Source organism: Deltaproteobacteria bacterium, assembly GCA_019308905.1.
Lineage (GTDB): Bacteria > Desulfobacterota > BSN033 > WVXP01 > WVXP01 > JAFDHF01.
Genome location: JAFDHF010000043.1, coordinates 14,528 through 35,547, shown reverse-complemented (window position 1 = coordinate 35,547; position 21,020 = coordinate 14,528). Strand labels below are relative to the sequence as shown.

General features: G+C 57.0%; 21 protein-coding genes. 17 read left to right on the top strand and 4 right to left on the bottom strand.

Features of this window, described 5'->3' with window-relative positions:
- Both JRJ26_13895 and JRJ26_13890 read right to left on the bottom strand, forming a co-directional pair.
- Positions 1 to 225, bottom strand: a 225-nt coding sequence (locus JRJ26_13895; protein MBW2058581.1) for a hypothetical protein, incomplete at its 3' end; no start/stop codon positions are given.
- Between the two features lie 23 nt (positions 226 to 248).
- Positions 249 to 833, bottom strand: a complete 585-nt coding sequence (locus JRJ26_13890; GenBank protein MBW2058580.1) for a hypothetical protein — start codon at positions 831 to 833, stop codon at positions 249 to 251.
- 268 nt (positions 834 to 1,101) lie between these two features.
- Here JRJ26_13890 and JRJ26_13885 point away from each other — a divergent pair, with 268 nt between their 5' ends.
- The 5 genes from JRJ26_13885 to JRJ26_13865 all read left to right on the top strand — a co-directional run bounded on the left by JRJ26_13885 (position 1,102) and on the right by JRJ26_13865 (position 6,338).
- Positions 1,102 to 1,809 carry an alpha/beta fold hydrolase gene (locus JRJ26_13885; GenBank protein ID MBW2058579.1) on the top strand — a complete coding sequence of 236 codons (708 nt, stop codon included), beginning with the start codon at positions 1,102 to 1,104 and terminating at the stop codon, positions 1,807 to 1,809.
- Positions 1,810 to 1,902: 93 nt separating this feature from the next.
- Positions 1,903 to 3,015 carry a D-alanine--D-alanine ligase gene (gene ddlA / locus JRJ26_13880; GenBank protein MBW2058578.1) on the top strand — a complete coding sequence of 371 codons (1,113 nt, stop codon included), beginning with the start codon at positions 1,903 to 1,905 and terminating at the stop codon, positions 3,013 to 3,015.
- Positions 3,016 to 3,147: 132 nt separating this feature from the next.
- Positions 3,148 to 4,089 (top strand): lytic murein transglycosylase, encoded by a 942-nt coding sequence (locus tag JRJ26_13875; protein MBW2058577.1) that lies wholly within the window; start codon positions 3,148 to 3,150, stop codon positions 4,087 to 4,089.
- 4 nt (positions 4,090 to 4,093) lie between these two features.
- Positions 4,094 to 5,326: an MFS transporter gene (locus JRJ26_13870; protein ID MBW2058576.1), complete on the top strand. Its 1,233-nt coding sequence runs from the start codon at positions 4,094 to 4,096 to the stop codon at positions 5,324 to 5,326.
- Between the two features lie 28 nt (positions 5,327 to 5,354).
- A complete protein-coding gene (locus tag JRJ26_13865; GenBank protein MBW2058575.1) occupies positions 5,355 to 6,338 on the top strand; it encodes a threonine/serine dehydratase in 984 nt (327 codons plus the stop codon).
- Between the two features lie 4 nt (positions 6,339 to 6,342).
- Here JRJ26_13865 and JRJ26_13860 read toward each other — a convergent pair whose 3' ends face one another.
- Complete coding sequence (locus JRJ26_13860) at positions 6,343 to 7,059, bottom strand: PAS domain-containing protein (GenBank protein MBW2058574.1); 717 nt, start codon at positions 7,057 to 7,059, stop codon at positions 6,343 to 6,345.
- A gap of 216 nt (positions 7,060 to 7,275) precedes the next feature.
- On the bottom strand, positions 7,276 to 8,058 hold the full coding sequence (locus tag JRJ26_13855) for a N(G),N(G)-dimethylarginine dimethylaminohydrolase (protein MBW2058573.1): 783 nt from the start codon (positions 8,056 to 8,058) through the stop codon (positions 7,276 to 7,278).
- Between the two features lie 181 nt (positions 8,059 to 8,239).
- On the opposite strand from JRJ26_13855, the gene JRJ26_13850 reads away from it, so the two are divergent.
- The 12 genes from JRJ26_13850 to JRJ26_13795 all read left to right on the top strand — a co-directional run bounded on the left by JRJ26_13850 (position 8,240) and on the right by JRJ26_13795 (position 20,953).
- Complete coding sequence (locus JRJ26_13850; GenBank protein MBW2058572.1) at positions 8,240 to 8,956, top strand: peroxiredoxin; 717 nt, start codon at positions 8,240 to 8,242, stop codon at positions 8,954 to 8,956.
- A 237-nt stretch (positions 8,957 to 9,193) separates the two neighbouring features.
- The gene (gene greA / locus JRJ26_13845; protein MBW2058571.1) at positions 9,194 to 9,676 is read left to right on the top strand and encodes a transcription elongation factor GreA; all 483 of its coding nucleotides are present in this window, start codon (positions 9,194 to 9,196) and stop codon (positions 9,674 to 9,676) included.
- A 187-nt stretch (positions 9,677 to 9,863) separates the two neighbouring features.
- Positions 9,864 to 10,073, top strand: coding sequence for a hypothetical protein (locus tag JRJ26_13840; GenBank protein MBW2058570.1), 210 nt, complete (start codon positions 9,864 to 9,866; stop codon positions 10,071 to 10,073).
- A 537-nt stretch (positions 10,074 to 10,610) separates the two neighbouring features.
- Positions 10,611 to 11,444 (top strand): PTS sugar transporter subunit IIA, encoded by an 834-nt coding sequence (locus tag JRJ26_13835; protein MBW2058569.1) that lies wholly within the window; start codon positions 10,611 to 10,613, stop codon positions 11,442 to 11,444.
- 414 nt (positions 11,445 to 11,858) lie between these two features.
- Positions 11,859 to 13,316 carry a radical SAM protein gene (locus JRJ26_13830; protein ID MBW2058568.1) on the top strand — a complete coding sequence of 486 codons (1,458 nt, stop codon included), beginning with the start codon at positions 11,859 to 11,861 and terminating at the stop codon, positions 13,314 to 13,316.
- 37 nt (positions 13,317 to 13,353) lie between these two features.
- Entirely contained in the window at positions 13,354 to 14,454 is a 1,101-nt protein-coding gene (ugpC, locus tag JRJ26_13825) for a sn-glycerol-3-phosphate ABC transporter ATP-binding protein UgpC (protein ID MBW2058567.1), read from the top strand.
- Complete coding sequence (locus JRJ26_13820; GenBank protein MBW2058566.1) at positions 14,451 to 15,782, top strand: sugar ABC transporter substrate-binding protein; 1,332 nt, start codon at positions 14,451 to 14,453, stop codon at positions 15,780 to 15,782. Before ugpC ends, JRJ26_13820 begins: the two co-directional genes overlap by 4 nt.
- A gap of 10 nt (positions 15,783 to 15,792) precedes the next feature.
- On the top strand, positions 15,793 to 16,701 hold the full coding sequence (locus JRJ26_13815) for a sugar ABC transporter permease (protein ID MBW2058565.1): 909 nt from the start codon (positions 15,793 to 15,795) through the stop codon (positions 16,699 to 16,701).
- Between the two features lie 35 nt (positions 16,702 to 16,736).
- Complete coding sequence (locus tag JRJ26_13810; protein ID MBW2058564.1) at positions 16,737 to 17,837, top strand: carbohydrate ABC transporter permease; 1,101 nt, start codon at positions 16,737 to 16,739, stop codon at positions 17,835 to 17,837.
- 25 nt (positions 17,838 to 17,862) lie between these two features.
- Positions 17,863 to 19,029 carry a hypothetical protein gene (locus JRJ26_13805; protein ID MBW2058563.1) on the top strand — a complete coding sequence of 389 codons (1,167 nt, stop codon included), beginning with the start codon at positions 17,863 to 17,865 and terminating at the stop codon, positions 19,027 to 19,029.
- Between the two features lie 61 nt (positions 19,030 to 19,090).
- Positions 19,091 to 19,750, top strand: coding sequence for a PIG-L family deacetylase (locus tag JRJ26_13800; protein MBW2058562.1), 660 nt, complete (start codon positions 19,091 to 19,093; stop codon positions 19,748 to 19,750).
- Between the two features lie 3 nt (positions 19,751 to 19,753).
- On the top strand, positions 19,754 to 20,953 hold the full coding sequence (locus JRJ26_13795; protein MBW2058561.1) for a glycosyltransferase: 1,200 nt from the start codon (positions 19,754 to 19,756) through the stop codon (positions 20,951 to 20,953).
- The last annotated feature ends 67 nt before the right edge of the window (positions 20,954 to 21,020 follow it).

Below are 21,020 nucleotides of genomic sequence, written 5' to 3'. Positions count from 1 at the left end.
ATCGACCCCCAGATGATCCGCATAGGTGACCGACGGATCGTAAAAAGAAACCTGGATCTCCTCGTTCATACTCCCGGAATTGTCAAAAATGATCAGGATGTTCGGCTCAACCCCCTCACCGTTGTTCGTGTAAATGTCGATGTCCCCGGCTAGGATACTCGCCCCCGAAAAGGCTACGACGAGGGCTGTCACCAATAAGGAAAGCAAAGCGGCTCTTCGACACATTCCAGGTCCCCCCCCAGGCATCCCTACTGGTGATGCCATTTCCTATCGAGATAGTAGGAGTAGTACGGTTGGTAAGTGGTTGCCTCAGTTAGATCGAGAGAATAGATTCCCTGTTTACGGGATGGATCGAGAATGTAAGTCTTCCCCTTCTCGTACCAGGTCACCCAGGCGTGCATGGCCCTCTTGGTCGCACCTGCAAGGCCCAGGGTGAATCGAATATTGCTGAAACCCTCAGCGATGAGACGGCAGTAAAGCCAAATCGCCAGATCTTCACAATCCCCGCTGCGGAGTTTTTCGGTCTCTTCCGGGAGCTGCCAGTGGTCCTGCTGCTTTCCCGTGGCGAGGGTACCTTCCTCCTGGAACCTGAATCTTCGAGCCTCTTCGAGGTAGTGCTCGATTCGACTTCGCTGTATGACGAAACTCGGGCAAGAGAATCTCCCGTCTATTCGGGGTGTGGAGGCAAGATAGGTTTCGACTTTTCGATATTTCCTGTCATAGGGTGTCCTGGATGCCGGCCAGCCCCGGGAGTTGAGAGTCTGCCCTCGCCGAGCAGGGGCCAAAAGGACCGTAGAAACCATGAAAAGAACAATGACCAGCCGCCTCATCATATCTCTTCTCTCCCTCGGGAGGCACCAGGGAGCAACGGCTATGCCAGGGAGCTCTCTGGGCGTAAGTTATTGAAAAAGCAGTAAAGATGCTACGTCGAACAGCGGCGGCTTCAACCGGGAGAGTGAAAAATTGTCCCTTTTGCCTCTGAAACTGGTATAATTCGTGCATTTGTGAGAATCCGCCCAGTGTGGGACATTTTGTACATGGCCATGAAAAAACATTAGAGAGTCCCATGACCTGTGGGGAGAAGGCGGGGTAGAGGACTGTATGGAGACCAGAGAAATAACCTTTTCAGTAGGAGGCAAGCGTCTGGCTGGAGTTCTGCATCTGCCCGGCCGGAGGTCGCCTCCCTGTGTCATAACCTGCCACGGCCTTCTCAGCAACAAGGACAGTGAAAAATACCTGGCCCTGGCGGCTTTGCTGAGCAGGGAAGGCCTTGCCGTTCTTCGCTTCGATTTTCTGGGATGCGGAGAGAGTGAAGGGAAACTCGAGGATTCGACGGTCACGGGCAGGCTGGAGGAACTCACCGCAGCAATGGAGTATGTGAGAACCAACGAGGCGCTGGGTGACATGATGGGTCTGATGGGAAGTAGTTTGGGAGGCTACCTTTCCCTGTTCAAGGCAGCCCAGGAAAGAGACGTCCGGGCAGTGGCCACCTGGTCTACACCTTACAGGCTTTCACCCCCTTCGCCGGATGCTGAGGCCATTCCGGTCCTGGGTGAGGGGTTCTATGCAGATCTGAAAACCCATGACCTGATTCCTATTCTCAAGGATGTCCGCCACTGCCTCGTGATCCATGGAGATAGCGACGAACTGGTTCCCCTGACTCACGCCTCGGTGATTTACGAGAATGTGAGGGAGCCGAAGCGGCTGGAGATCATTCGTGGGGCCGACCACCGATTCAGCGATCCGGAGCACAGGGAGAAGGCGTACCGGCTCACTACCGCTTGGTTCAACGGTCATCTGAACCCCTGATTTTCTGTTGATCCGGCAAGGCCGAGCCGTTTGATCTGCGCGGAGGTTTTGTCAGGACCGTCGTCCGGAGTTTGCCTCAGGAGTGGTTGAGTTATGGCAAGAAAGATTCGAGTCGGGGTTCTTTGTGGAGGCAGATCTGTGGAGCATGAAGTTTCGCTTCAATCTGCAAGGAGCATACTCGAGGCGATCGACAAGGAGAAACACGAGGTCCTTCTCATTGCCATCGACAAAGAGGGTCGATGGTACAGGAGTGAGGTCTCCGATTTTCTCGATCATGCCGATGATCCCAGTTCCATAAGACTCGGAACCTTGCGGGACGAGGTGGCGCTGGTCCCCGGCAGCAGAGAGAACCAATTGGTGAGTCTCCGGACATTCCGGTCTGCCGGCCGGGTGGACGTGATTTTTCCGGTTCTTCACGGACCCTTTGGGGAAGACGGGACCGTTCAGGGCCTCCTGAGACTGCTCGGCCTGCCCTTTGTGGGAGCAAGGGTTCTGGGTTCTGCCGTGGCGATGGATAAGGATGTTGCGAAGCGGTTGCTCAGAGATGCCGGGATTCCCACGGCAAGGTTCATCGTCTTCCATCGGTCCCCCGGAATGAGAATCGATTTCGAAGAGACTGCCCGTCGGCTGGGTCTGCCGGTTTTTGTCAAGCCGGCCGGTCTCGGGTCATCCGTGGGAATCAGCAGGGTCGAAAATCGAGAGCATTTCGACAGTGCGGTGGAAAAGGCCTTTGCATACGACAACAAGATCCTGGTTGAAGAGGCCGTCGAGGGGAGAGAGATCGAATGTTCCGTTCTCGGAAACGACAGCCCCGTGGCTTCGGTGCCCGGCGAGGTCATACCGCGGCACGACTTCTATTCCTACGAAGCCAAGTATATCGATGAAAAGGGTGCACGGCTTGAAATCCCGGCGAGACTGCCGGATCGGACGATCAGGGAAGTTCAGGACCTTGCCATCAGGACCTTCCGGGCGCTTTGCTGTGAGGGGATGGCTCGGGTTGATTTTTTCGTTCGAAAGGATGGAGAAATCCTCGTGAACGAACTCAATACGATTCCGGGTTTCACCAAGATCAGTATGTATCCGAAACTCTGGGAGGCCAGTGGGATATCATACGGAGAGCTGATAGATAGACTTATCGAACTCGCCCTGGAGAGATCCGAGCGAGAAAGGGAAGTAAGGACGTCTTTTGTCCCGGCAGGGAGCTAGAGCTGTTCCTGGCAGGGCAGGGCCGCCCTGCAGTCTCCTCGAGGCACTTGCAGGCCTCCAGTGCGGCCTGCGTGGGTGTAACGTCTCGGTCGAAGCGCGAGAGATCTCGATTCGACAGGTGAGGGTCCATCGATGCGACCGGTACTATCCGTCGGGTTGGTCTTGATCATCCTAGCCGTCCCCTTTTCCAGCGTCAAGGCGGCACAGATTGAGGATGGCAGGTTCCCTCTCAAAAGCCAGGAGAGGGTCCGGGAGTCACTTGTAGGCCGGCTCCTGGCAGGGGGGTTCGAACCTGGGTTTGTTCGGTCTATCTTCTATGACAAGCGCTGGGAACTCTCCCTGCTGGTGCTCAGGAAGAATCTGGTCTACCGCGAGTCAAAGGCCAATTACGCACATTTCCTCAACACCTATTCCACGGCGCTGGCCAGAGACTTCCTGGAGGAGAATCGCGCCTTCCTGGAGAAAACGGAGAAAGATTACGGCGTCGAGAAAGAGGTGATCGTGGCGATCCTTCTCGTGGAATCCTCATTTGGCCGCCATGTCGAGAAGTACCGGGTCGTCAATACCCTCTCCACTCTCTCCCAGGCCGATCATCCCGAGGTCCTTCGGTTGGCCGTGAATCGTTTGAGCCGTCTCTATCCGGATCTGACCCCGGACTATCTGCGACACAGGGCCAGGAGCAAGTCGCGGTGGGCCTTTGCCGAGTTAAAGGCCCTGTTGGAAATCGGGGAGAGGGAGAACCTCGATGTGCTCGAAGTCAAGGGGTCGTGGGCTGGCGCCTTTGGTCTTCCCCAGTTTATTCCTACGAGCTATCTGGCCTACGGGGTGGATGGAGATGGGAACAACAGGGTGAGACTCGGCGATCGGGAGGATGCCATCGCCAGCGTGGCCAACTACCTGAAGGCCCACGGGTGGAGGCCGGGACTCGGGATGAGCCGGAAGATGGAGATCTTGTTCAGGTATAACCGGAGTCGCCTTTATGGGGAGACAGTGCTCGGCTGTGCGCGCAAACTGAGGAAGCATCGCACCTCATCGGGAGAACCTCTCATCAGAGCCGTCCAGGACGGGGGTTGATGGGATGAGTACCCGGACAAAGCTCTTTTGGGTGGCCGTCCTCTACTTTGCAGAAGGATTCCCCTTTGGTCTTGTCTTTGACGCTTTCCCCGTCTATCTCAGGTTTCAAGGTGTGAGCCTGGCCAGTATCGGCCTGCTGAGTCTGGCGGGTCTTCCCTGGACCGTCAAATTTCTGTGGGCACCTGCGGTCGATCTTGTTGGGAACCGCCGGTCCTGGGTGGTCGGTTGCCAGGCCTTTCTAGCCTTCACCCTGCTCCTTGTCCTCACCATGGATCCAACAGAGGGAAGCATGATTCTCTGGCTGGTCATGGGTGTCGCGGTTCTGTCTGCCACCCAGGATATCGCTATAGACGCCTACACTATCGAACTTCTCGACGAATCCGAGATGGGGCCGGCCAATGGTCTGCGGGTGACCACCTACCGTATCGCCTTGATCGCAGCCGGGGGACTGTTTGTCGCCTTGGCCGGTTGGATCGGATGGAAAGGGGCCTTCGCCACAGCCGCCCTTGTCTTGGGGCTCTTTGCGATTCTTTCAATGCATGCGCCTTCGGGCGTAAACGCGGGTTGTACGGCCGCGGTTCCTCGGGCCCCGGGCTTTGCTCTGGCAGGCAGGATATTGGCCCCCTTGCGCGAGCTCTATAACAGGCCGGGTTTTCTCGCGGTCATGATCTTCATCCTCCTCTTCAAGCTTGGGGACATGTCGCTGGGACCCATGATTCGGCCCTTTTGGGTGGACCGGCATTTTACTCCGCTCCAGATAGGTGCGGTACCGGGCGGTCTGGGCGTGATCTTCACGATCGTCGGCGCTCTTCTGGGAGGCTCTCTCACCAGCAGATGGGGGATCTACCAGGCATTATGGATCCTCGGTCTGACCCAGGCAGGGTCCAACCTCACCTATGCGGCTGCCGCTGCCTTGCCTCCTTCCACGGCTCTCATGTACACAGCGTCTGCGGTTGAATCATTTTGCGGGGGCCTCGGCACGGCTCCCTACCTTGCCTTTCTGATGAGTATATGCGACAAGAGGTATGCAGCCACCCAGTATGCGCTGCTCAGCGCCCTTTTCGGGTTGACGCGGGCGCTGTCGGGTGCGGTCTCCGGTTTTGCGACGGAACGGTTCGGGTATGCCACCTACTTTGTTGTGACCTTCCTGCTCGCATTTCCGGCTTACGCATTTCTGCCCTGGGTCAGGGTATGGGCACGCAAGAGGACTCCGGACCGGGCAACTGCCGAGGCTTAGGCCGCAGACCCTGGGGTGAGGCTTCTGAATGATCATGGATCTGAACCTCAGGCAAATCTACATGGCCAGAAAGAACCTCGAGGGGGTTGTCTTTCCCGTGCCTCTCACACTCAGCCGGGGCTTGAGCCGGATTTCAGGGGGGAGGGTCTACCTGAAATGGGAGAATCTCCAGAAAACCGGTTCCTTCAAGATCCGTGGAGCGGTCCATAAGATGCTGACCCTAGGCCGCGAGAAGCTCTCCGTGGGGGTAATTACGGCATCTGCGGGAAATCACGCCCAGGGTGTGGCTTACGGAGCAGGAGTATTGGGAGTACCGGTCACTGCGGTCATGCCCGTGTCGACGCCACGCGTAAAGATCGTGAAAACCGAGGATCTCGGAGCCAGAGTGATCCTTTTTGGCGAGAACTACGATGAGGCTCACGCCCGTTGTCTGGAACTCGCCGAGAGGGACGGCATGGTCTATCTGCCGGCCTTCGAGGACTACGGGATCATGGCAGGCCATGGGACGATCGCACTGGAGATACTGGAGGCCCTTCCCAAGACCGATACTGTTCTCGTACCAGTGGGGGGCGGAGGCTTGATATCCGGGATTGCCGTTGCCGTCAAAGCGATTCATCCAGGGATCAGGGTGATCGGCGTCCAGTCCTCCAGAGCCTGTACGATGTTTCGCTGTCTTGAGGCGGGAAGGATAGTTCCCGTCCCCGTTCTTCCCACCCTTGCCGAGGGATTGGCAGGGGGAATCGACCAGATAAGCTTTGAAATCGTCCGGCATAGCGTGGATGACATGGTTCTGGCCGACGAGGAAGGTCTGGAAGAGGCCATCAGGTGGGCGCTGACAGAGGAACGCCAGGTGGTAGAGGCCTCGGGAGCGGTTGGGATCGCCGCTATTCTCCAGGGACGGGTCCCCGGTCTTGAAGGGCAGCGCGTTGTCGTCGTCGTTTCAGGGGGGAACATAGACCGGGCTTTGCTTGGACACGTCCTTTCGAGTGGAGCGAGGACTCAAAAGGGGTAAAACTTCAGGTGGGGTCGTTCAGGGGCCCGGGGGCGGGCTTTCTGGATTCAGCAGGACCGACCTGGGTGAGATGGCCTTTCTGTGGGCTGCGGATGATCGACTGGAGCTGGCGGACTATTTCTGCCACCCGGTCCGCACTCTTTGAGATCCTGGCTATGCGGTCTTTCAGTCTGCCCTTGGCTTCCTGGTTCCTTATGAGGAGGTCGAGGTTCCCCATGAGAACCGAGAGGGGTTGGTTGAGTTCATGGGTGGTGGCTCTGGCCATCCGTATGGCAAGGCTGAGCGTTTCTCTTTCTGTTCCCCTCTCCTCTGCCCTTTTCAATTCCGTGATATCCTCGATGGCGAGAAGAACCGCGTCCGTGCCTGCAAGTGTTATCGGGGACGCGTTTATCCTGAACAGGTACTCAGCCCGCCCGCCGTCATGGCAGATGGTGCAGTGCCGCTCCTTTCCTGCGATAGGTCCTCCGTCTCGAAAGACGGTCCTCACGATTTCGGCCAGATGGAGGGCCTGGAAGCAGGTCGAGGGAGATCCCCGGCTGTTTCCTATGGATCGTCCTGCAAGAGGGTCGCCTCGGCCTCCGAAAAGGATCTCAGCCCTTCTATTGATCCACCGAATCTTCAATTTGCGGTCGACGAGCAGGACGGCCAATGGTACGGCATTGAGGGCTGTTTGAACAGGATCCTCTCTCGGCAGATCAAACTCCCCTTTACTGTGAACCATCCTCTCCCCTGTACCGATAACCGCAGGATAGGCAAGCAAAAAAGATACCAATCATAAGGGGACGGGTAGGGGGATCCTGGGGAGAGAAGTGGCGGCTCTTGGCCTCACCATCGTCATGATGGCGCGTCATTCCAGCCTTCTTGGAGGAGATTCCGAGGCGAATAGCTCGCAGTTCTTGCAGGACAGATTCTTGACAGGATGAGTCAGCAGCTTGGCTCAGGCTTCGAAGAGAATAGACATGCAGGTGAGACCAGCCTGGGCCTTTCTGATCTCGGACAGGCCGACAGGAACGGCTTTCCATCCTCTCCTTTCGAATTCCTCGGCGGTCACCGGGCAGTCGTCAGGAACTAGGACGGATTCCCCCAGGGCGAGAAAACTCAGCCTCGCAGCCTCAGAGGGATCGGCCCGGATGATCTCGAGGTGAGAGAAGATCTCGATCTCGAAGTCGAGATGGTTCACCACCAGGAGTCCCCTTCCCAGATAGTTGCAGGCCGTCTTGAGGTGGAGGCTCCTCTTCAGGGGAACTGGAGTCGCGGGGAAGCCCGTTTCCCGGAGGAGCCTGGCCATCTGAGAGAAACCGTGGCGGTTGGTCCGCTCTGTGAGGCCCACGAATGTCCGGTCCTCAACCTGTAGCACGTCTCCCCCTTCCAGGCAGCCGGGCGGGAGAATCTGCTCGATCCGCTTGTAAGGCGCCAGGGCGTTACGGACCGCCTCCACCTCGCCGCGGCGAGCCGCCGCTCCCGGCCGCGTTATAATTGCCGTGTCTCCGGCCACGACGGCGGCGTCTTCCACAAAGGCGGAGTCCGGGTATCTCCTGTCAGCAGGGAGGACGATGAGACTAAAACCAAACCGGGAAAGGAGACTGCAGTATTCTCTGTGCTGGAGTCTAGCGAGCTCGACATCGATGGTCTGGGGGTTGTATCTTGGCTTGATACAGAGATCGAAGGTATCCGGGATTTCCCGGACAAGGGCGAATCTCCGGTTCTCCTTTCTCACCATGCCGTCATTATACTTGGATCCTGTGGGAAAGGAAAGGAGAACCCGAACAGAAAACTTTCCCGGTCTGGGAGTGGGAGGCCGAGAGTGGTTCTCTTGTAGGGCGATGATGCTTGATCGTCAAGCCCCCTAAGTGCTATGTTGTTATTACGGGGCGGTCCAGGGGAGAAAGGAGGGATGTTTTATGGCCGGCGAAGAGATCGAACTCGGCTGTGCCCGGCCCACGGGCGGGCTTGTGGGGGCGGAATCCGGGAAATCTCCCGGAGAACGGAAACCCGAGCCGAAGGAGGAGGTGAGAGGATCCATGGTGAGTGTGGGGAAAAAGGCTCCTGATTTTGAGGCACCCGGATATCACGAGGGAAGATTCAAGAAGATCAAGCTGTCCGAGTATCTCGGCAAATGGGTTGTTCTCTGCTTCTACCCGGGGGACTTCACGTTTGTTTGACCGACCGAACTGGCGGCAGTTGCCGCCCGGGAAAAGGACCTCAGGGCCCTGGGCGTGGAGGTCCTCTCAATGAGTGTGGATAGCATATACACCCACAAGATCTGGCAGGAGCAAGAGCTCGGAAAAATGGTAGGCGGAGGTTTCCCCTTTCCCATGCTGTCGGATGCCGGGGGCAAGGTGGGCGAGGTCTATGGCGTTTACGATGAGGATGCGGGAGTGGAGAACCGCGGCCGTTTCATCATCGACCCTGATGGTGTGGTACAGGCGGTTGAGATACTCACGCCACCGGTGGGCCGGAACGATGCGGAGCTCATCCGGCAGATTAAGGCCTTTCAGCGTGTCAGGGAGTCCGGGGGCAAAGAGGCGACTCCTGCGGGCTGGCAACCGGGCAAACCCACCCTCAAGCCGGGGCCTGACCTTGTGGGCAGGGTATGGCAGGAGTGGAAGCCGGAGTGAAACCCCGTGCCAGGGATACTCACATCGAACTGTGTCGTTTAGGGAAGAGTCGGGAGATCTTCGGCGAGCGGCATGGCCTGAGAGAGCTCGATTGGCCCGACACCGATCGGGTTGCCACGGGTCGACTGCTTGATTCAGCCCCGATTCTTTGCTAAAGTGGAAGAAGTGTCTTTGAGGCAAGGAGTGCGTGTGCCTTCCTTGCCTTTTGTTTCGAGGGCTTTTCGTAGGAGGGGAGAGATGGTCAGGGTTCCCATAACGAGACAGGGTTACAACGAACTGCTCAAGGAACTCGAGCATATGAAAAGCGTCGAGAGAACCAGGATCATGAGGGAGATTGAGGCCGCCCGGGGTCATGGGGATCTCTCGGAGAATGCCGAGTACCACGCCGCCAAGGAGAAGCAGGGGCACGTGGAGGCAAAGATCAGGGATCTGGAGAACAAGCTGGCGGAGTCCGATATTGTAGATGTTTCCGGGCTTCCTGGAGACAAGGCGGTTTTTGGTTCATTCGTCTCTCTGGAGAACCTGGAGACTGGCGAGAGAGTGCGATACCAGCTTGTGGGACCCTATGAGGCGGATATCAAGAAAAAGAAGATATCGGTTACCTCCCCTATCGGGAGGGCCCTCATGGGAAAGGAGCCGGGTGATGTGGCAATGGTTCAGGCTCCTGGCGGTCTGAAGGAGTATGAGGTGATAAGCGTCGGTGCCGGGGGGGACGAATAGTCCCAAGTCGTGGAGCCGACGGTGCTGATCGGAGGGCACGGGAGGGCGGTTTGTCGGCCGGCGGTGGCATCGCTGCACGGAAGAGACGAAGAATACTGTTTACAATTCGGAGGAGCGGCTAGTATAATAAGTTGTGCCGAGGGATCAATCATCGGTTCTTCGCAGTTCTTATGAAGTGGCTCGACAGATGAAGGTCAAAATCATCGACTTTGCGGAAGCGTATGAGCGGAAAAGGGAAGCGATGGAGAAAAGACAGGCCATGGAGGACCTCCTCAGTCGAAGACCGGAAAGGTGCGACAAATGCGGCGGATTTGTCGATCTGGACTATTCCTGGGACGGTGTCATCAAGCGGCTTGTTCGCCAGTGGAAATGCCTCAACTGTGGAAGGCGATTCTGATAGGGATTCCCAGTGAGGATCTCAAGGGGTGTTTTCCCCCGTATCTTTCATCTCCCTGATCCGTGTCGTGAAAGCTCCGGTTTCCATAGCCGGTGTCAACTTGGGTCCTGCCCCAGACCTCCGGCCTGGGGTCGCGGGACAGCCCAATCGGTGTTCCATCCCGGGGCAGAGAGGCTAATCCAGAGCTTGCAGTTAACCCGGTGGACGACTCTCGGCCGGGTCGAGGGCCGGGTTTGGGTCACTCTTGTGGAAGAGGTCTTTTTTCAGCCGAGGTTTTGGGTGAAAGCCCTGTTACGAGGGAAGAGGGACCTCTGTTCTCTGTCCTGAAGACTGTCCGGAGAGCGCGTGGTGAGCGTTGAAGGGGCAGGCATTGGCTTTTGGGGGGACGGAGAGGGCATGTCAGGACGGCTTGGTGAAGTTGGCATGGGCTTTGATGGAATCAACCGTCAAGGGGGCTTCTCCCCCGTACTGCTCTCGAATTCCTGCTGATTCTATGGATGTGAGTCCACCCCGTCGTTTCAACAAAGGCAATGCTCCATGAAAAGAGTCTTGAACCAGTTGATACAACTCCAGGAACTCTATTTCGCCGAATCCGAACAACAATCACTAAACCCGGAGACTCAGCCCGAAGAGATCGAGAAGGCGATACACGACCTTCTCGAGGATCTCCCCTCCACTGTGGCTTCTCTCTGCCGCCGCCTGAGAAAGCGCGATCCGGCCGTGGTCGTGCCTGTTGTGGACGGCGTCTGTTCCGCCTGCGGCATGGCTCTTCCCACCTCCAGGACCTATGCCATCGAGAGAGGTGATGAAATCTACCAGTGTCCGAGTTGCTCTCGGATACTCTATAGCCGTCCGGGAGCTCCGCGGCAGGTCAGAAGTGTGAGGTCGATGGGAAGGCTCAGATCCGGGATTGCCCGCTTTTCGGACAAGTCGCTCATGTGCCCGAGGTTGAAGGCAAAGACAAGGAACGAGGCCCTCTCAGAGCTCATAGGCCTGATGGCGAGAAAGGGGTTTGTGGAGAATCCGGATGGACTTCTCCATGCCGCTCTGGAAAGGGAGGCCATCATTTCCACGGCTGTCAATCACGGCCTGGCCTTCCCCCACGTGCGTGGGGTGGAAGGCGGAGGTCTCACCTTTTCGGTGGGTCTCAAGAGAGAGGGGCTCGACTTCGGAGCGCCGGACGGCGGGCTGACGCGGATAATCTTTTTCATAGTGATTCCTTCGGCGGCAAGTGCCTTCTATCTCCAGCTGTTGTCAGGACTCATAGAGTCACTTCAGGCGAGTGAGGCCAGGGAGAGGCTTCTGGAATGTACGGCCCCGGACCAACTGTGGGAAGCTCTCTCTGCGATTAGCCACAAGGCGATTCCATAGAAGGGTGGCGTTCTGTTTGGAGAGGAGTTCTCCCGGCGGATTGGAGCGGCCGGGAGGATCTCCTCGAGGCAAGGTCAAAAGCGACCTCCCATCGATAGACTCCTGGAGTTTCCCCGCTCTTGGAAAACACCGTCATCTCCGAGCGACACTGCGTAAGCCGCAGGGTGCCGCAGAGTCCCCAACTCGCAAGAATCTTTAGTCGGGAAGTGGAAGAAGCCAAGAGGGCCTTCGATTGACACGAGAAACCGCAGATTGATAGAATAGCTTTTTGAGTTCCGTACAGATCTTTTTCCCCCTTATTGTGGATTGATGGATTTTTCCCATGTGAGAAGGTCGGGCTCGAAGGGGGGTTCGGCTTACGCGTGTGGATCTCTTGTATGCTGGAACATTGTGAGAAAGAGGCGGGTGAGGAGGGTGGCCAGGGTTCTTTTTGTGCAGCATGAGATGATGGAGCTGCTCGGTGTCATGTCCATCTCCTCCTTTGTGAAGAGGGAAGGGCACCAGACGGGGGTCTTCATCCCGGGTAGGGGAGATGAATTCCTCGCCCGTTTGAAAAGCGAACGCCCTGACGTGGTGGGATTCACCTGCACGACAGGGCTGGAGGACAAGCTGCTCGGTTTTGCTCGCATCGTTCATAAAGTCGGCCCCCACCGCCCCCTGGTTGTTTTCGGTGGCCCTCATCCCACATTCTACCCCGAGATCATTGAGCATCCGGATGTGGACATTGTCTGCCGGGGACAGGGAGAGTTTCCCATGGCAGAGATTCTCAGCCGGATTGACGGCGGCCGGTCCGTGGAGGGTATCGAGAATCTCTGGATCAAGGTGGATGGGAGGATCGAAAGGAACCCCCAGAGACCTCTGATCGGCGATTTCGATGGGTTTCCCTTTCCGGACCGGGAGATCTACGAGGACTATAAGGTTATTGTCAAGAATCCCACGAGACACTTTATTACCCTCCGGGAGTGTCCCTTTGACTGCTCCTTCTGCTTTAACCACGCCTGGAGGGCCATGCACCCCCGCCCCCCGCGGTACAGGAACCGTAGTCCTGAGAATGTGGTGAGGGAGATCGAGGAGGTTCGGCAGAGGTACCGGACAAAGATCGTGCTTTTTTGGGATGGAACCTTCAACATAAACAAGGGATGGCTTCTCGCCTTTCTGGATCTCTACAGCAGAAAGATCCACCTTCCGTTTCGGTGCAGCCTGAGAGCTGATTTGACCGATGAGGAGACGGTGAGAGCCCTCAAGGAGAGCGGCTGTAGCTGGGTCAAACTCGGCCTGGAATCTGGTAACGAGGCATACCGCAACAGCGTATTGAACAAGAAGATAACCGATGAGGCGTTTTTGCGCACCAGTGATCTTCTCCACCGGTACCACATCCAATTCAGTACGTCGAACATGCTCGGGTTGCCCGGGGAGACCCTGGAGATGGCATTCCAGACCTTGGAATTCAACATAAGACTCAGGCCGCAGCACACATTCGCCTTCATCTACCTTCCCTTTCCCAGAACCCGTCTGGGGCAGTATGCCTTGGACGAAGGATATATCGAGACACCCAAAATCAGCTACGAATACGCCGACTCTTTCAAGGGGATCCCCCTGAGGCTCAAGGATAGGGAGCGGATCGAGAATCTTCAGAAGCTGTTCGCACTTACCGCCCAGATCCCTGCCCTCCTGCCGCTGGTGAGGCTGCTGATCAGGCTTCCACCGAACAGGTTTTTTGTCTTCGTCGAAAAAGTCAGCCGATTCGTCTTTTTCTGGTGCCGCCCGGCCAACTCCGCCGGGTTGGTTCCGGCGGTCAAGGAGTTTCTGTACGGCTTCGGTTTCCGCAGGGAGAAGATCTATGGGAGAGTGGTGCCCCGCGTGCGATCCTAGCGGCCGGGTGACGGCGGTTCTGGGGGGATGAAGATCCATGTCGAGAGTGCTTCTCGAGCACGTAACAAAGAGATTCGATCAGACCTTGGCGGTCTCTGATTTCAACCTGGAAGTCAGGGATCAGGAGTTCGTGGTCCTTGTGGGGCCGTCCGGATGCGGGAAGTCTACGACCTTGAGGATGGTTGCAGGCCTGGAGGAGATCACCGAGGGAAACGTATTTATCGGCGACCGCCTGGTGAACGATCTACCGCCAAAGGAAAGAAACATCGCAATGGTCTTTCAGAACTACGCCCTATACCCTCACATGGACGTCTACACCAACTTGGCCTTCGCATTGAAGAGGCGGAAATTCCCCAAGGAGGAGATCGACCGAAGGGTGACGGAAGCGGCGAGGATACTGGGGATCGAAGGGCTCCTCGACCGAAAGCCGAAGCATCTGTCCGGAGGCCAGCGGCAGAGGGTGGCAGTGGGTCGTGCCATCGTGAGAAAACCGGAGGTTTTTCTCTTCGACGAGCCCCTTTCCAACCTGGACGCGAAGCTGAGACTTCACATGAGAATGGAGATCACCAAGCTCCACAACCGGCTGGGAGCTACTATGATCTATGTTACACATGACCAGGTGGAGGCCATGACCATGGGGGATCGGATCGTCGTGATGAAGGAGGGCAGGATCCAGCAGGTCGGCACTCCCATGGAGATCTACGATACGCCCAGCAACCTCTTCGTGGCGGGTTTTGTCGGCAGTCCGAGCATGAATCTTATGGAAAGCAGAATCGTCCGTCGTGACGGGGCTCTGTACATCGATACCGCAGGTTTCGAGGCCAGAATCCCGGAGAGCCGTTCTGCACAGTTTGAGGGACTGGTGAACAGGGAAGTGATTTTCGGAATCCGGCCCGAACATATCCAGGATAGAATGTACTTTCCCGAGGCCGTAGAGGAAAATTGCTTTACCGCCCATGTCGATTTTGTCGAACCCATGGGTTCGGAGATGATCGTTTACTTCCATATCGGAGAGGTATCCATGGTGGGAAAGCTAACTCCCAAGACCTCGGCCAGACATGGTTCCGACTTGGACATCCATATCGATATGGATCGCATTCATATCTTTGACAAGGAGACGGGGAGGATTATTCAATGAAAAAGAGACCGGGTGGATTGATTTCTCTACCTCTTTTCATGGCTTTTTTCTTTGTCTTTTCTATGCTCGCAGGCTGTCAGAGAGAGGAGAAGGCGGCCGAAAAGAAGACGATCAGGTTTACCGTGTGGGGGTCTCCTTCCTCCAACGAGGTGTACAAGCAGGTGGTGGACGAGTTCGAGAAGAGAAACCCGGATATTACCGTCGAACTCATGATGCTTCCATGGAGCGCTTACCACAGGAAGATTCTCACCATGGTTGCAGCCGGAAGCAAGCTCGACGTTATGCGTCTTGCCAACAGCTATTTCCCGCAGTTCATGGAGAAGAAGGCTCTCCTCGCTCTGGACAAGTATGTCGAGAGAGACAGGGACGAGATCGACCTCGATGATTTCTACCCCGAGGCTCTGATGGGGTGCCGGGCCAGTGACGGCAGTCTCTGCGGACTGCCCGTCGATATTGTGGGGTGGGCGCTCTACTACAACCGGGGCCTGTTCGACAAGGCCGGCCTTTCCTATCCCGACCGGTCCTGGACGTGGGATACCCTGCTCGAGACGGCAAAGAAGCTCACCAGGGATTTCGACGGCGACGGCTTCATAGATCAGTACGGGGTCTATGTCAAGGTCAAGATGGGAGTGATCGAACTTCTGGCAGGCCAGAGCGGCGCCACGATCCTCAACCAGGACAACAGCAAGTGTACCTTCAACACGCCTGAAGGAAGGGCCGTGATTCAGCTCCTTTACGACCTTATCGTGAAGTCCAAGGTCGTTCCGCCTCCGGAGTTCCGGGCCGATCAGAACGTATGGGCAGCCCAGAAAGTGGCCATGGTGTTGCTTATGCGCGGGGACGTAACCGGGTTCAGGGAGAGTCTTGCCTTTGACTGGGATGTAGGTCCTGTGCCCAAGTGGCCCGGGAAAGAGCCGAGAGCCCTGATCGTGGGTGGATTCAATCCCTGGGTCATAGCCAAGAATACGCAAAACCCCGATGAATCCTGGCGGTTTCTGAAATTCTTCACAGGGAAAGATGCCTCCGCCATGATGGCCAAGTCCGGTCGATTCGTGCCGGCCCGTAGATCGGTTGCCGAGAGCCCGGTCTTTCTGAATACCTCGCCGCCCGAGCATAACGTCTATTTTCTGGATCTCATCCGGACGCCGAACAAGGTCTTTGTGCCCCGTTTTCCCCGGTACAAGGCGCTTCAGAAGGTGTTCAAGACGAACTTCCAGTACTTGCAGGAGGGTAAATTCGGTGTGGATGAGTGTGTGGCCAGGATCGAGCAAGACGTGAACGGATTGATCGAAGAACTCAAGAAGGAGAGGGAAGAGTCGGCCCCGTGAGGAGGAGAAGTTGAACCCAGGGAAACGGAGGAGCCATCGCAGCAAGAGATTGAGGCGAGCTCTGGAAGGATACGCCTTTCTGATGCCGAATTTCCTGGGGTTCGCTGCATTCACATTCCTACCGGTGGTTGCCTCCTTCGTGCTGGCCTTTTACTCGTGGGACATGATGCGGGCCGCGCATTTCATCGGGTTGAGGAATTTCGTCCACCTCCTGACCTCTCGCGAGTTCTGGTACTACTTCTACAACACGGTTTTTCTCATGATAGGGATCCCCATCGGGATGTTTCTCTCCCTGGGGATGGCCATGCTGGTGAATCAGAAACTGAAGGGGATCGTCGTGTTCAGGACGATCTACTTCCTGCCCCACATCTGTGTGGGCGTTGCGCTCTACGTTCTCTGGGTCTGGATCTACAACCCGGAGTTCGGCCTTTTCAACCAGCTGATCCATTTCTTTACCGGTCTTAAGGGTCCTGCCTGGCTGAGCGACAGGTTCTGGGCAAAGCCCGCCCTTATCATCATGGGGCTCTGGGCCGGAGCAGGGGGAAAGAGCATGATCCTCTATCTGGCAGGGCTCCAGGCCATCGACCCCGGCCTTTACGAGGTGGCAAGCATCGACGGGGTCGGGGCCTGGGGAAAGTTCCGCTATATAACGATTCCCATGCTAGGGCCCACGAGTTTTTTCATCTTCGTCATGAGCGTGATAGAGGGGTTCCAGGGCGGATTCGATCAGGTGATCGTCATGACCGGAGGGGGACCACCTCCCGGGGCAACCACGACTATAAGTTACTACATCTTTGCTGAGGCTTTCGAAGAACAGCGGATGGGATATGCTGCTGCGGTGTCGTGGTTCCTCTTCCTCTTGGTTTTTGCGGTTACTCTGATCAACTGGCGCTATGGGGGCAGAAAGGTTCAGTATTAGGTCCCGCTGCCGAAGGGAGAATCCAGGGGATATCCATGGCTAGCAGAGCCGAGCTTTCCAGAAAACGAAAGAGGCGCCGGGATTTCATCCGCAAGGTTGTATCCTACGCTGTCCTTTGTCTCATCGCCTTGGCCATGGTGGGACCATTTGTGTGGATGGTCTCAACGTCGTTCAAGGAAAAGGACGATGTCATGACAAGGGAGACCCATATCATCCCCTGGCGTGTCTTCCACTACCTGAAGACGGCCGAGGGCCTCCGGCGCATCAGGCTGCTGAGCGACAACGGGGAGGTGGCCAGGATACGGGAGATCCGTAAGGACGGGACGGTGGGGAGTCTCCTGACCGTTCCATCCAAAGACGTGGTCAGCAAGGGAAAGTACTACCTCAGAGTTCAGAACTATCCGGAGGCATGGCGGGTGGCGAACCTGGGAAGGGCTTATATAAACACGATAATCATCGCCTTCTGCATCACCTTTGGAAAGGTTCTGACGAGCAGTTTGGCAGCCTTCGCCTTTGCCCGCCTCGACTTCCCCGGCAGGGACAAGCTGTTTCTGGCTTATCTGGGAACGATGATGATCCCGGAAACGGTGACCCTGATTCCCCTGTTTGCGATTTTCAGGAAACTCCCCGAGTTTCTCAATGCCACCTTCCATACCCGCTACTTCACGGCCCCCCTATATCTGGGTGACTGGTTCGTGGGGACGCCCATGGGTGTAGACTCCTATTTTTCTCTCATCGCTCCCGGCCTGTTTACCGCCTATGGGACCTTCATGCTGAGGCAGTTCTTCATGTCGATACCCAGGGATCTTGAAGATGCGGCTCGTATAGACGGCTGTGGATCTCTGGTGATTTGGTGGAAGATTATTCTTCCCCTCTCAAAACCGGCCATGATCACCCTCGTGATCTTCACCTTCATGGGGTCCTGGAGGATGTTCGTCTGGCCCCTTGTCATCGTGGACAATCCTAAGATGATGCCTCTTTCGGTCGTTTTGAAGCTCTTCCAAGACCAGTACAGCGTGGATATGACCCTTCTGATGGCAGCTTCGGTCATTGCACTGATTCCTATACTGATCGTCTATGTGGGCGGTCAGAAGTATTTCACCGAGGGCATTCTACTCGGGGCGGTAAAGGGCTAGCTTTGGTAGGCTTGCAGACGCGGGCATGACGGTTGTGAAGATCGTGCCAGAGAAGAACGTCTTTGATGACGGGTTTCTCGATCTGATCGGAAGGGAGTTCGCCACCCACGAGCAGGGGTTGGCCGAATGGGTGAAAAACGCCGCGGACGCGGTTTTGGAGGCGGGTCTCAACCCCGGAGTGGAGACTATTTTCCTCGATTTCACGGACGGAACCGATGGCAGACCCCCTGTGTTCGGCTGTATTGATTTCGTGGGGATGACCATGGAATCCATTGAATCGGCATTCAAACCCTGGGGGCGGTGGCGATCAGGCGAGCGGGTTTCAGGCCGTTACGGAGGATACGGGATGGGCGGGAAATTCTATATGCGTCAGATGTTCGCCTCCTCCTACCTGATCGGCTATGCCCGGGGTCTGATCAACGTCTTCGGTTTCAACGAGGAGCATGCTTACGGTTACGCCGAAGGGTATCGGAACCGGCGTGTCGATCCGGCGGAAGCTCTCCTTCTTGCCGGTGTGGACTCGATGGCGGGGATTGCAGGCGTGAAGGATGCCGTTGTTTCAGGCGAGCGGGGTTTTTCGGCCTTCCGGGGTGTGGGACCGAAAGGTGTAGAGGGGAGGATCGATGTGGAGAGCCTCTGTGCGGCACTGAGAGATCATCCCCAAGCCCAGCATCCTCTAAGGTCTCACCGAGTCTGTGTCATCCACAACGGAGCCGTGGTGATCAGGCGGCTCAGGGCCGGATCCATACCCAGGAAGAGTGGATTTGAGAAGCCCTGGGTCCGAAGAATCCCTGCCCTGCTACCTGGTACGGGTCGAGAGATGGATGGGATGGTCCGGCTTGCCGGGGATTCGAGGTTTCCAGGCACCCTGACACTCTTCGTGGCGGATCGACCCTTGGTCAGAAGGGGAAAGATGGCGAGTCTCAACCGGATCGACTTTATGGAGGGAGAAGAGGTTGTGGCATCCTATAGGATGGAAGAGCTCGACCTGGATGTTCCGTACGGGGAGTCGATATTCGGGCGATGCCGCCTATCCCGTGGGGAATTTGCCGGGCGATGCCGCGGGACGAAGACCCGGGATAGGCTCGTCGATACCCCTGAATCGAGGGCTCTTCTCCGGTGGGTACGGGAGCAGGTGGTCCTCTTTTCCGAGATGGTGAGCGGGAGATCTCATATCCCGGAAAAGGGCTGAACAGCGGAGTTCCAGTGGCAGGGCCGGATCGATGGTTCTGCCCGGCCTGGAGAGGAATCGGATGAAGATTCTTGCCGTCGGCGCTCATCCGGATGACGTGGAGATCGGCTGTGGGGGTCTCCTGGCCATGGAAGGGATATCGAAGCACATTCTCCATCTCTCAAACGGCGAGACCTCTAAGTATGCCGATGGAGAGACACGAAGGAGAGAGGCCGAGGCCGCGGCCTCTGTGCTGGCAGCCCATGTCCACTTCTTCGACATGCCGGGACGGGGCGTTGCGGCGGACGAGGAGGCGTCTCTCCGGCTCGTCGGATTGATTCGTCAGATCAAGCCGGACTTCTTGATAACCCATTGGGCGGACGATGCTCACCCCGACCATCGGGGTGCCCATGAACTCGTCCGCAGGGCCTTCTTCCTGTCAGGTGCCCGGATGGATATCGAATTGCCTCCCTGGAAGTGCCGCAACATCCTCTACTTCCATCCTTTTTCCTCGGCCTACGGCTTCGTCCCGGAGTTCGTCCTGGATATCACAGGAGTATATCACAGGAAGCTGCAGGCCCTCCGGTGTCACGGATCCCAGCAAGGGTTTATTCTGCCGCAGGTCGAGGCGGTCTCCCGCTACTTCGGCCGGAACTCCGGTGTGGAGAGGGCCGAGCCTTTCAGGGCGGAGATACCCGTGGTGCTGAATCCTGCCGGCCTGACCGGTGGAGGAGGAGAGTAAGGGATGGGAGGAGCCCGCCTCCGTGTCTGTATGACCACCCAGGAGTACCCGCCCGTGTTCTCGGGAGGACTGGCCCTTGCGGTCCAGCGGGTGGCAGGATTCATGACGGAGATGGGATGGGAGGTTCATGTTGCCCATCTCAATGTGGAAGAGGGCCTGCCCGGACTCCTCGATGAGATTGCCGAGTCGACCGTTGAGGGGGGAGTGGCAGTCCATCGTTTCTCCATCGGAAGGGAAAGGGATCTGCCCGGCGACAGCCTGTGGGATTCACCGAACAACCTCGCTATCCGGCTCATGTACCACTGTCTTGACGGGCTTCACCGGCGCCACGGCTTCCATGTGTTCCATTCGTTCTTCATCTATCCCACGGGCTATGTGGCCGGCCTCCTGGCGCGGGTCCACAGGAGAAGATTCATCTTGAGCATCCGGGGAAACGACATCAACCAGTTCATCTTCGGGGCGGAAAAGGCCGTATTTCTCGAGGCGGCACTGCGCCAAGCCGACATGGTCACCGCCGTGGCTCATGATCTCCTTGTTAAAGCCGAAGCCCTGACTCCGGTCATGCACAAGTCACGAGTCATATTCAATTCGATTCCCCCGGGCTACGGAGGGGTGTCTTCCATTGCCCTTCCCGGGCTGGAAGGCCCTGTGATCGGGACGGCAGGGCTTTTCAAACACTCCAAGGGTTTCCCTTACCTTCTGAAAGCCTTCCGCAGGATCAGGAGGGAGCGAACCTGTTCTCTCCTTCTGGTGGGGGATTTCAGGGAGGCCGAGCGTGAGATTGAGAGTCGGTATCTCTCGAGGTTCGGTTCGGAGGGTGTCCATGTTACGGGTTTTGTGCCCCATGGTTCCGTGGGTTCTTACCTCAAGGAGATGGATGTTTTCGTGATTCCTTCGCTTTCCGAAGGTTGCCCCAACGTTCTCCTGGAAGCCATGGCAGCGGCCAGGCCCATTGTGGCCACGAGAACCGGGGCCATACCCGAGATCATCCGCCACCGGGAGAGCGGGCTCCTCGTCGATCCCGGAGACGCCGCTCAGATAGAGGAGGCGGTTCGTTATCTCCTGGACCATCGGGCAGAGGCGAAGGAGATGGGAAGAGCGGCCCGCAGGAGAATCGGTGACTTCTCGGAGGCGAGAGAAAAGAAGGGGTGGGAAGAGGTGTACCGGCTGATCTCGAACGGTCTCTCCGGTAATTCTTCTTGACATGGGACCTGACCGTGCTATGATAGATCCGAACCGGAGGGATCTCCGGCAGGGGCGGAAGGGGTCG